Annotated in this window: 9 protein-coding genes; 4 read left to right on the top strand and 5 right to left on the bottom strand. The window is 69.6% G+C overall.

Annotated features, from left to right (window positions below; genetic code table 11):
* Positions 1-37 precede the first annotated feature (37 nt).
* The 4 genes from HFP15_RS12950 (at position 38) to HFP15_RS12935 (ending at position 5,237) form a co-directional block, all read left to right on the top strand.
* Positions 38-865 carry an enoyl-CoA hydratase-related protein gene (locus HFP15_RS12950; RefSeq protein WP_168515030.1) on the top strand — a complete coding sequence of 276 codons (828 nt, stop codon included), beginning with the start codon at positions 38-40 and terminating at the stop codon, positions 863-865.
* A gap of 445 nt (positions 866-1,310) precedes the next feature.
* Entirely contained in the window at positions 1,311-2,765 is a 1,455-nt protein-coding gene (locus tag HFP15_RS12945) for a cytochrome P450 (RefSeq protein ID WP_168515028.1), read from the top strand.
* A gap of 184 nt (positions 2,766-2,949) precedes the next feature.
* Positions 2,950-4,773: a putative bifunctional diguanylate cyclase/phosphodiesterase gene (locus HFP15_RS12940; RefSeq protein WP_246271626.1), complete on the top strand. Its 1,824-nt coding sequence runs from the start codon at positions 2,950-2,952 to the stop codon at positions 4,771-4,773.
* Between the two features lie 8 nt (positions 4,774-4,781).
* Positions 4,782-5,237 carry a peroxiredoxin gene (locus HFP15_RS12935; RefSeq protein WP_168515026.1) on the top strand — a complete coding sequence of 152 codons (456 nt, stop codon included), beginning with the start codon at positions 4,782-4,784 and terminating at the stop codon, positions 5,235-5,237.
* A gap of 28 nt (positions 5,238-5,265) precedes the next feature.
* On the opposite strand, the gene HFP15_RS12930 is transcribed toward HFP15_RS12935, so the two are convergent.
* The 5 genes from HFP15_RS12930 to HFP15_RS12910 form a co-directional block, all read right to left on the bottom strand.
* Complete coding sequence (locus tag HFP15_RS12930; protein WP_168515024.1) at positions 5,266-6,378, bottom strand: NDMA-dependent alcohol dehydrogenase; 1,113 nt, start codon at positions 6,376-6,378, stop codon at positions 5,266-5,268.
* 11 nt (positions 6,379-6,389) lie between these two features.
* Positions 6,390-7,823 carry an aldehyde dehydrogenase family protein gene (locus HFP15_RS12925; RefSeq protein WP_246271656.1) on the bottom strand — a complete coding sequence of 478 codons (1,434 nt, stop codon included), beginning with the start codon at positions 7,821-7,823 and terminating at the stop codon, positions 6,390-6,392.
* Between the two features lie 359 nt (positions 7,824-8,182).
* A complete protein-coding gene (locus tag HFP15_RS12920) occupies positions 8,183-9,775 on the bottom strand; it encodes a sigma-54-dependent Fis family transcriptional regulator (RefSeq protein ID WP_168515020.1) in 1,593 nt (530 codons plus the stop codon).
* A gap of 35 nt (positions 9,776-9,810) precedes the next feature.
* Positions 9,811-10,353 (bottom strand): GNAT family N-acetyltransferase, encoded by a 543-nt coding sequence (locus HFP15_RS12915; protein ID WP_168515018.1) that lies wholly within the window; start codon positions 10,351-10,353, stop codon positions 9,811-9,813.
* Positions 10,354-10,414: 61 nt separating this feature from the next.
* Positions 10,415-11,563: an LCP family protein gene (locus tag HFP15_RS12910; protein ID WP_168515016.1), complete on the bottom strand. Its 1,149-nt coding sequence runs from the start codon at positions 11,561-11,563 to the stop codon at positions 10,415-10,417.
* Between the last annotated feature and the right edge of the window lie 63 nt (positions 11,564-11,626).

Genomic DNA, 11,626 nt, shown 5'->3' with positions numbered 1-11,626 from the left:
AAGCACGCTTGATTGTTTTGCCGAACTAGGGAGAGACGTGACCGAGTACTCCGAGATCACCTATGCGGTGGCCGACCGCATCGCGACCATCACGCTGAACCGCCCGCAGGCCCGCAACGGCTACACGGTGACGATGTCCGACGAGCTGGCCGACGCGTTCGACCGGGCGGACAAGGACGAGGACGTGCGGGTCGCCGTGCTCACCGGCGCGGGCGACAAGTTCTGCGTCGGCGCGGACCTCTCGGCGGGCGGCTTCGACTTCGGGGCGTCGCAGGGGCCATGGCAGGAACCGGCCGGCCGCTGCTCGAAACGGATCTACACGATGAACAAGCCGGTGATCGTCGCGATGCGCGGTGCGGCCGTCGGTGCGGGCATCACGATCACGCTCGCCGCGGACTACCGCCTCGCGGGCAGCGACACGAAGTTCGGTTTCGTCTTCGTGCGCCGCGGCATCTTCCCCGAAGGCGGCTCCGCGTGGTATCTCCCCCGGCTCGTCGGCATGGGCAAAGCGGCCGACTGGCTGCTCAGCGGCCGGGTTTTCGGCGCGGACGAGGCGATGGAGGCCGGCCTCGTGCACGCGGTGTACGAGCCGGACGAGGTACTGGACAAGGCCTACGAACTCGCCCGCGACCTGATCGCCAACACGGCGCCGGTGTCGGTGGCGATCACCCGCCAGCTGCTGTATCGCATGTCGGCCGCCGAGTCGCCGTTCCCGGTGCACGAACTGGACTCGAAGCTCATCGCCGGACTCCCGCAACACGCCGACGCGGTGGAAGGCATCGCGTCCTTCTTCGAAAAGCGCCCACCGGAGTTCACCCTGAAGGTCAACAACGACCTCCCGGGCTACCTCCCCTGGCACCCCTGACCCCCGCGAGTCGGGCGTTCCGCGCGCCCGAGTCGGGCGTTCCGTGCCCGCGAGTCCGGCGGTCCGCGAGTCCGGAGTTCCCTGCGGCCGAGTCGAGGCGTCCGCGCGCCCGAGTCGGGCGTTCCGCGCGCCCGAGTCCGGAGTTCCGTGCGCGCAAGTCCGGCGGTCCGCGAGTCCGGAGTTCCCTGCGGCCGAGTCGAGGCGTCCGCGCGGCCGAGTCCGGGATTCCCTGCGCCCGAGTCCGGGATTCCCTGCGCCCGAGTCCAGGATTCCCTGCGCCCGAGCCCAGCCGTCCGGGCACCCGAGCCGGGAATTCCGTGCACCCCAACCCCTGCATGTCACACCCAAGCCGGGCCGGTACGTTTCCGTACCTTCCCCCTTGCCGCGCGGCTGGTCGATGCGGGAAGGTACTGGGGAGTAGCCAAAGCGTGCGAGGAGGCATGAAGTGGTCAGCCGCGAACGGGTACCGCCCTTGACGTCCATTCCGCTGCCACGGGCGCTCGATCGCCGGCTGCTCAAGCAGCGGTGGCCGGTCCGGGAACTCGCCTCCCCGCCACCGGGCAGCGGTCTCGCACCGGTCCTCGGCGACGCCGGCGCACCCGTCGTCGGGCACTCCCTCGAATCGATGCGCTTCGGCTACGAGTTCGCGATCCACCGGTTCGAGACCTACGGACCGGTGTCGTGGATGGGCGCGTTCGGCCAGAAGATCGCGGTGCTGGGCGGGCCCGAGGCGACGCAGATCGGCCTGCAGAACAAGGACAAGGCCTTCTCGCAGGAGGGCTGGAAATTCTTCATCGAACGCTTCTTCCACCGCGGGCTGATGCTGCTCGACTTCGAGGAGCACCTCCTGCACCGCCGCATCATGCAGGAGGCCTTCACCCGCGACCGCCTCGCCGGATACGCCCGCCAGTTCGGCCCGGTACTGCGCGACGGCGTCGCGGCCTGGGGCGCCCAGTCCCGGCCCCGGCTCTACTGGGCCCTCAAGCGGCTGACCCTCGACGTCGCGACCCGCGTGTTCATGGACATGCCGCCGGACCGCGACGCCGCCAAGATCAACCGCGCCTTCGTGGACTCGGTACGCGCCGCGACCGCGCTCGTGCGGTTCCCGGTGCCGGGCGGGCGCTGGGCGGCCGGGCTGCACGGCCGCAAGCTCCTCGAGCGCTACTTCGCCGAAAACCTGCCCGCCAAGCGCCGCGCGAACGGGGTCGACCTGTTCTCCGCGCTCTGCCACGCCACCGGCGACGACGGCGAGCAGTTCAGCGACGAAGACGTCATCAACCACATGATCTTCCTGATGATGGCCGCGCACGACACGACGACCATCACCAGCACCGCCGTCGCCTACCACCTCGCCAAGCATCCGGAGTGGCAGGAACGCGCCCGCGAGGAGTCGCTCGCACTCGGCGACGACCTGCCCGACCTCGCCGCGCTCGACCAGCTCACCACCCTGGACCTGGTGATGAAGGAGGCGCTGCGCCTGACCGCCCCGGTCCCGTCCCTGCCCCGCAAGGCGGTCAAGGACGTCGAGGTGCTCGGCCACTACATCCCGGCGGGCACGATGGTCAGCATCAGCCCCAGCACGAACCACTTCTCGCCGGAGCACTGGACCGACCCGCATGCCTTCGACCCCGAGCGGTTCGCCGAAGGCCGTCGCGAGGACAAGTCGCACCGGTTCGCCTGGATGCCGTTCGGCGGCGGTGCGCACAAGTGCATCGGACTGCACTTCGGCACCTACGAGGTCAAGGCCGTACTGCACGAGATGCTGCGTGCCTACCGGTGGACGGTGCCCGCGAACTACCGCCTGCGCTGGGACTACGTGTCACTGCCGGTTCCCGTGGACGGGCTACCTGTGCGCCTCACCGCGACACGCCGCGGCAGCCAAAACAAATACGAAAAGTGACCGCATCTACACTGATCATCACTCGTTCAGCCGGTAGACAGTGCAGTTGCCGAAGTGGTGGCGTGACATGACTCCGGGTCGGCATCGGCCGGGCACGGGTTGTGTGCGACCCGCACCCGGCTGAGCTGCCCTTTGTTCGTCGAGTAAGAGGTGAAGTGTGCCGGAGCCTGGTGCAGCGCCAGGGTTGGCGGACGTCGTCCAGCGGTGGGCGGCGAGGCTGGCCAACACGGATGGGGTATCGCTTCCCTCCCAGCGGCTCGAGGAGATGCTGACCGGTGTCGTCCACGATGCCGTAGCCAAGGCGGAGGCCACTCGTGAGGCCGCGGTCCGCCGCTTCACGGCGCTCTACGCCACTTCCCCGGTCGGCATCGCGCTGGCCGGTCCCGACGGCGTGATCGTCGAGGCGAACAGCGCGCTCGGTTCGTTCCTCGGCCACAAGCCCGACGATCTGCGCGGCCGCAAGCTCACCGACCTCTGCTTCTCCGACCGGGACGCCTCGCGGCTGCGTAGCGGTCTCGACGACTTGGAGGACTCCGACGGCGAGCCCTACCGCCAGCGGGTGCAGCTCGCGCACGCCGACGACGCGCCCGTCTACGCCGACATCACGCTGGCCGCGCTGCCCGGCGACACCCCCGGCGTGACCTTCCCCGTGCTGATGGTGATGGACGCCAACGAGGTCCATGAACTGCAGGAAACGCTGCGGCACCAGAGCGTGCACGATCCGCTCACCGGCCTGTCCAACTCCTCGCGCTTCCACACGATGCTCGAGAACGCGCTCAGGCCCACCTCGCACGGCAAGATCGCGCTCATCTACCTCGACATCGACGGCTTCAAGGTCATCAACGACGGACTCGGCGCCGGCATCGGCGACAAGATCCTGCGCGAGATCGCCCGCAAGCTGCGTGACGTCTTCACCACGCACGAAGCGCTCGTCGCACGGCTGTCCGGCGACGGGTTCGCGATCCTGTTGCGCGGGCAGCTGTCCGCGGGCGAGGTCATCGCGCTCGTCGAACGGGCGCTCGAAGATCTCGCCGAGCCCATCTATTTCGACGACCACGGGGTCGGCGTGAGCGCCAGCGTCGGCATCGTCGTCCGCGACGCGGCCGAGGGTGGCCCGGAAGACCTGCAACGAGCCGCCGAGATCGCCCTGCACCGCGCGAAGGAAGCGGGCAAGGCGCAGTGGATGCTCTTCGATCCCGAACTCGACGCGCGGGACCGGGCACGGTACCGGCTGGGCGCGGAGATCGCGGGCGCCCTGGAGCACGGCGAGTTCACGCTCGTCTACCACCCGACGGTGGAGCTGGGCGCGGCGGGCGGGATCGCCGCCGTCAACGCGGGGCTGCGGTGGAACCACCGGGAACAGGGCGAGCTCGAAGCCGAAGACTTCTTCCCGCTCGCCGAGACCACCGGGATGACGATCCCGCTCGGCAAGTGGCTGCTCACCGAATCGCTCGCCGCGGCCGCACGGTGGCACGAGCGGTACGGCGGGGCGGCGCCGGACGTGTGCATCAGCCTGCCCGGCAGGCTCGCGATCGACCCGGACCTGGTGCGCCTGATCAAGGAACAGCTCGACAAGCACGAACTGCCGGCGTCGGCGCTGCGGCTGTGCACCGATCCGCGTTCGATCACCGATCCACGCGGTGAGGTGCTGGAATCGTTGTCCGTGCTGTCGGATCTCGGCGCGAAGATGGTCCTGACGGTCACCGGCTCCGCGGATCTGGAGCTGATCCCTCAGCACGATCTCGCGGTGCGCGTCGTGATGCTGGCCGGATCGGTCGTCGAGGCGCTCGCCGAGGACGAGCCCGACCCGGCCGCCGTGCGGCATCTGGAGCAGCTGATCACACGGGCGCGGGAGCTGGACCTGCGGATCGGCGCGCAGGGCGTGCGCGACGAGCGGCACGCGGAGCGGCTGCGCGCGTACGGGGTGATCGCCGGCCGGGGCCCGTTCGTCCTCGAATCCGCCACCGACGACGAAGTCGACGAGCTCATCGAGCGCCTGAAGGGATAGGGTCGGTCATGGACAAGGGAGATCTCGCTCCGGACTTCACGCTGCTCGACGACAAGGGCGAGAAGCGTTCGCTGTCGGAGTTTCTCGCCTCGGGCCCGGTGGTGCTGTTCTTCTACCCGGCCGCGATGACGGCGGGCTGCACCGCGGAAAGCTGCCATTTCCGGGATCTGGCCAAGGAGTTCGCCGAGGTCGGCGCGCAACGCCTCGGCATCAGCCCCGACGACGTGAGCAAGCAGCAGGAGTTTTCGGCCAAGCACGGCTTCGACTACCCGCTGCTGTCCGACCCCGACGGCGAGGTCGCCAAGCAGTTCGGGGTGCGGCGCAAGTTCGGCCCGCTGCTGACGCGCCGCCAGACGTTCGTGATCGGCACCGACCGGCGCGTGCTGGAAGTCATCAAGAGCGAGGTGCGCATGGCCGTGCACGCCGACAAGGCCCTGGAAATCCTGCGCGCCCAGGCCGCCTGAGGGACCTGAGCGCGCAGGACGACCGCTGTCAGGAGCCGTGGACGACGACTCCGCGGATGTTCTTGCCCTCGACCAGGTCCTGGTAGCCCTGGTTGACGTCCTCGAGGCGGTAGGTGTTCGTCACCAGCTCGTCCAGCTTCAGGGTGCCCGCCTGGTAGAGGTCGAGCATCTTGAGGATGTCGCGCTGCGGGTTGCCGGAGCCGAACAGGCTGCCCTTGATGGTCTTTTCGTATAGGGTCAGCACGGCGCCGGACACGTGGATCGTCGCCTTCGCCGGGTCCGCGAGACCGGTCACGACGACCATGCCGCCCTTGCCGACCGCGTCGAACGCCGCCGAGATCACGGTCTCGTCCACCACGCCGACCGTCACGAGCGCCTTGTCCGCACCCTGGCCGCGGGTGAGGTCCACGAGCGCCGCCTGCGCTTCCTCGGCGGTCGCGAAGGCGTGCGTGGCGCCGAGTTTCATCGCCGTGTCCCGTTTGAACGCCAGCGGATCCACCACGATCACGTTCTTCGCGCCGGCGTGCGCGGCACCCTGCACCGAGTTGATGCCGATACCGCCGATCCCGTACACCACAACGGTTTCCCCGGCACGTACGTCACCGGCGTACACCGCCGTGCCCCATCCGGTCGGCACGCCGCAGCCGACGAGCACCGCCGACTCCAGCGGCAGGTTCTCGTCCACTTTGACCACCGAGTGTTGCGAGATCGTAGAGTATTCGGCGAAAGTGCCGAGCATGCACATCTGCCCGTAGTCGGTTCCTCCACTGTGGAACCGGAAGCTGCCGTCCGGGAAGCTGCCCTCCAGGATCGTGGCACCCATGTCGCACAGGCTCTGGTGCCCGGTGGCGCAGTACCGGCACGTGCCGCAGTTCGGGATGAAGCTGCACACCACGTGGTCGCCGGGCTTGACCTTGGTGACGCCGGGCCCGACCTCCTCGATGATGCCGGCACCCTCGTGCCCGCCGACGATCGGGAACCGCGGCGGCAGGTCGCCGTCGGTCAGGTGCAGGTCCGAATGGCACAGCCCGGCCGCGACATAGCGGATCAGGACCTCGCCCTCGCGCGGCCCGTCCAGGTCGAGTTCGGTGATCTCGAAGGGCTTCTTGAAATCGGTGAGTACGGCTGCTTTGACCTTCATGGGTTTTCCCTTCAGAGCGCGACGTTGACGGCTTTGGTCTGGGTGTAGAGGTCGATGGCTTCGGCGCCGAGTTCGCGGCCCCAGCCGGACTGCTTGTAGCCGCCGAACGGGATGGCCGAGTCGAAGCCGTTGTAGCAGTTGATCCAGACACTGCCGGCCTTGATCTGCTTCGCGACGCGGTGCGCCTTGGAGATGTCCTGCGTCCAGATGCCGGCCGCGAGACCGTATTCGCTGTCGTTGGCCGCGATCGACACGCCTTCCTCGGCGGAGAACGGGATCGCCGCGACGACGGGGCCGAAGATCTCCTCGCGCACGACGCTCATCCCGTCGTGCACGTCGACCAGCACGGTCGGCTCGACATAGAAACCCGAGTCGCCGTAACGCTTTCCGCCGGTCAGCGCGCGAGCACCGTCGGCCAGACCCTGGGTGAGATAGCTCGTGACGCGGTCCAGCTGCTCCTGTGACACCAGCGGTCCGAGCTGCGTGGCCGGGTCGAGCCCGGGCCCGATCTTGACCTTGCTCGCGAACTCCGCGACGCCCTGGGTGAACTCGTCGAAGACGCGGTCCTCGACGAACAGGCGCGTGCCCGCGACGCAGCACTGGCCGTGGTTGAACAGCCAGGCGTTGGCCGAGCCGGGGATCGCGGCGTCGAGATCGGCGTCGGCGAAGACCACGTTGGGACTCTTGCCGCCCAGCTCCAGCGACACCTTCTTCAGGTTGCCCTTGGCCGCGTCGACGATCTTCTTGCCGACCTCGGTGGAGCCGGTGAACGCGATCTTGTCCACGTCGTCGTGCGCGGCGAGGGCCGCACCGGCGTCGCCGAAACCGGTGACGACGTTGACCACGCCGTCGGGGAAACCGGCCTCGCAGAACAGTTCCCCGAGCAGCAACGCGGTCAGCGGGGTCTGCTCGGCGGGCTTGAGCACCACCGTGTTGCCGGCGGCCAGCGCGGGCGCGAGCTTGAACGCGGCCATCACCAGCGGGAAGTTCCACGGGATGATCTGCCCGCACACCCCGACCGGTTCGCGCAACGTGTAGGCGTGCCACTGGCTGCCGGGGATCCACGGCACGGACGGCGTGATCGTGCGGCCCTCGATCTTGGTGGCCCAGCCGGCGTAGTAGTGGAAGATGTCGGCGGCCCACGCGACGTCCACGCCCTGCGCGACCGCGACCGACTTGCCGTTGTCGATGGCTTCCAGCTGCGCGAACTGCTCGGCCCGCGCCAGGAGCAGATCGCCGACGCGCCAGATCAGCCGTTGCCGCTCCGACGGCGTCGTGCGCGCCCACGGCCCGTCCTCGAACGCCCGCCGCGCGGCGGCCACCGCGCGGTCGATGTCCTCGGCGCCGCCGTGCGCCACGTCGGTGATCTTCTCCCCCGTGGCGGGGTCGAAGGTGGGAAACGTCCGGCCCGAGGCCGAGGTCACCCAGTGCCCGCCGATCAGCATGTTCTTGGTGCCGGACACGAAGTCCCGCGCCTGCTGCCCGACGGTCAGATCCGCTACCGCTGTCACACCAACCTCCTTGTCAGGTGCCATCACGGCAAGCGTGGCGGCAGGAGGCCGACGCTAACTGTGTCAGGTTGACACAGTGTCGCCGAGCGCGGCCTGCTCGAAACGGCCCGTGCCGCCTCGTCCCCGAAGTCACGGGCCACATTCCGCGCCACGCCCTCCGGCCACGAGGCCTGTGCCGCCGCCACCCGGGAGGCGCTGACGGCGCTGACGCCGCCGCGGGCCCGTGTCCTGATCGCCATGGCCAACAGCCCAGGCTCAGGACCGTTCTGCGGCAACCGGTTCGCCGAGCCTGATCAGATCCCGAGGCTGCGCACTCGTCTGTGCAATGTGGACCTGCTGATGCCGAGCCGTTTGGCCGCATGTGCCTTGTTCCCGCCGCACGCGTGCAGCGCCGCGATGATCGCGTCGTGCTCCAGCTGTTCGATCGGGCTGAGCTGACGGGCACGCGGGCTGCCCTGATAGGACTCGGGCAGGTCCTGCGGCAACACGTCGCCCACGCGGCGGGTGCGCACGACATGGCTGACGAGCGCGTACAGCTCGCGCAGGTTGCCCGGCCAGTCCTGCGCGGCGAGCGTTTCCAGCGTGCGCGGCGCGAAGCGGAGCGTGTTGCGCACGCCGAGGCGGCCGAGCATACCCGTCACCAGGCCGGGCAGCTCGTCTCGCCGGGCACGCAACGGGGTCAGTTCGCGCCGCACGATGCACCTGCTGGCCAGGTCCGCGGCGGATCCGGTGAGGTCCGCGACCGGCGGCGAGGTCACGACCACCCACCGCTGGTCCATTGTGGACGCGATGCGGGCGGCGAGCGCTTCGGACAGCAGGTGGATGTTCTCGACCACCAGCAGTCCCTCGGCGGTCAGCGCGTCCGGCGGCCACGGCCCGGCTTCGGCGGCGTCGAGCACCTTGACGGGCTCGTCGCCCGCGAGCTCACGGGCCGCCGTGGACCGTCCGGTGCCCGGTTCACCGCTGATCAGCACGTTGACCCGCTGCGCACGGCACCCGGCGAGATCCGGCTCGGCGGGTCGGCTGCGCCGCGGAATGGGACGCCGTTCGCTGAGGTCCAGCTCGAACAGCACGCCCGAGGCACCGGTGATCCGCTCGAACGACACCGCGGCCACGCGTCCCGACGACAGCTCGACCTCGCGCGCCTGCCGCACCCCGAACGGCGCGTCCATCGCGATCCCGCGCAACACGGCGTGGTCGGCCGCGTCGAGGAGGTCGGTCGCCACCGCGTTGGCCAGCACCACGTCCTCACCGAGCATCAGCACCGCGCGCGAGCGGCCGGGCGCGGCCGCCTGGTAGGCGGCCAGCATCCGCTGTTCCGCGGCGCGCGAACCCTCCAGCAGCCGCTGCTCGATATCGACCACCGCACGCCGCAGGAACGGCGCCAGGAGCGGATTGTCCTGGGTGGCCGGGCACGTGATGTCGAGGACGCCTTCGAGCCGGTGCGTGACCGGATGCGTGATGGGATGGCCGTAGCAGGCGAACTGCTTCAGCGACTCGATGAAATGCTCGTTGCCGTGCACGGACAGGCCGCGGCGCAGTTCGAAAACCGTCGCGATCGAGTTCGTGCCCGTGGTCTCCTCGGTGAACCGCCGCCCCGGCACGGCGCCGATGCTGTCCAGCACCGACTCGGCCTGCCGCGCACCGTAGCGGCGGTCGACGATCCAGGCGTCCCGGTCGGCGAGCACGAGGCTGAACGCCGTGCCCGCGAGTTCGCGCGCCGCCTCGTCGAGCACCGGGTCGGCCGCGACGACCAGGCGACTGCGCCGGTCGTAGTCGGCGACGGTGAACGTGTCGAGCGAACTGGCCGGGGTGAGCCCGCTCAGTTCGGACCGGCGCCAGGACAAGGCGATTTCCGGGCGCAGGGTGTCGGCGTCGGTGTCCAAGCTCGCCCCCTTTGGCGATCGACCGGGCACCTACGTTAGCAACCGTTAACCTCTGCGCGCCAGACGACGAGCTTCCCGGTGCCCGCGGAGCCACCCGGCTGGGTGGCCGGCATGGTGCCGATCCGCGTGTACCCGAGCCGCTCCGGGATCAGCCCGCTGCGGATGTTGGCGGGGTCGTGGTGGATCTCGACGTGCCGCGCGCCGATCCGGAACGCCTCGTCGGTCAGCAGCCGGGCCGCGCGGGTCGCGATGCCCCGGCCGGTGTGCTCGCGGGCCAGCCAGTACCCGATCTCCAGCCCGCCCTCGGCGATGCGGCGCATCAGGCCGCAACTGCCGATCACCTCGCCGCGAGCGCCGAGCACGGCGTAGGAGAACGCCTTGCCCGCGCGCCATTCCTCGTCGGAGGACCGGATGAAGTCGGCCGCGTCGGCGCGACTGTAACCTCCGACCGCCCACGGCATGAACGGCGCCAGGTGATCGAGCGACGCGTTGACAACGCGGTGCACGGTGCGGGCATCGCCGCGCCGCCACCGGCGCAGCCTGATCTCGCCGTCGGACAGGGTCTCCGCGGGCTCCATGCGCCGAATCATCGCGCGGGCACGAGGTCCCGCGCATCGGCTTTTCTCGTGATCGGCGGTCCTAGTTGCTGATGACGTTGTCCGGGATCGGCGAGTCGTTACGCAGCGAGTCGAAAAGCTGCTTCGACTTGGTCTTGTCCCAGTTCTCCGCCGACGCCGAGGTGACGGGAACGGTCGTGGTGACCACGCCGCCGCTGGAAATGCCGCGCATCGACCAGGCGAGCGCCAGCAGGTTCTGCAGGTGGTCGCCGGAGTCCATGGTCAGCGCGTCGGGCGCCGAGGACAGCAGCGGGAAGAAGTGGAACGGGTTGAGCAGCACGCCGGGCGAGGCGATCTGGCTGGCCAGCGCACCGATGAACTTGCGCTGGTTCTCCACCCGGTCGAGGTCCGAGCGCGGGGTCGCATCGCTGTGCCGCATCCGCACGAAGCCGAGCGCGTGCGGCCCGTCGAGGGTCTGGCAGCCCGCCGGGATGCTGATGTTGGTGTAGTCGTCGTGCATTGCCTTCGGAATGCACATGTCGACCCCGCCGATGGCGTCGACGATGTTGGCGAAGCCGCCGAAGCCGATCTCGGCGTAGTGGTCGATGCGCAGCCCGGTGGCCTGTTCGACGGTCTTCACCAGCAGCGTCGGACCGCCCAGCGTGAACGCGGAGTTGATCTTTCCCTTGCCGTGGCCGGGAATCGAGACCTCCGAGTCGCGCGGCAGGCTGAGCAGGGTCGGCTTGGTGGAGTTGTCGGTCAGGTGCGCGATCATGATCGTGTCGGTGCGCGAACCGGTGCCCGCGGCCGCGCTGTCCCCGGTGGAGAGCTGCTGCTCCTGCTGCGGGGTCAGCCCGTCCCGGCTGTCCGAGCCGATGACCAGCCAGTTCGTGCCGGAGGCCGCGGCAGGGCGGCCGCTGTAGTCGGCGAGCGCCTGAACCCGGTTGATCGAGCTGTCCAGGTAGATCCACACGGCGACGAGGAACACCACGAAGGCGAGTACGAGAGAGAGCAGGATCTTGCCGATGCCGAACTTGCGCTTGCGGCGGGGCCGCGGCGGCTGCGGATACTCCCCGTCGCCGAGGCGCCGCGGGGGCGGGCCCTGCGGCGGCTGCGCGGGCATCGCTCTGGTGCCCTGCGGCGCCGGCCTGCCGGGCAGCGGCATCATCTGTGCTTGCTGGTGCTGGCGTGGCCCGCGCGGACGCGAGGGGTAGTCGCCGCCGTAGGTCATCGTCTCCACCGTTCCCGATCACTGGTGTGCGGCCCCTAGTGAACCGCAAACCTCCACGATAAG

The sequence above is a fragment of the Amycolatopsis acididurans genome (assembly GCF_012328925.1).
GTDB lineage: Bacteria > Actinomycetota > Actinomycetes > Mycobacteriales > Pseudonocardiaceae > Amycolatopsis_E > Amycolatopsis_E acididurans.
The sequence above is the reverse complement of the archived record's forward strand: the minus strand, read 5'-3'. Positions and strand labels throughout refer to the sequence as shown.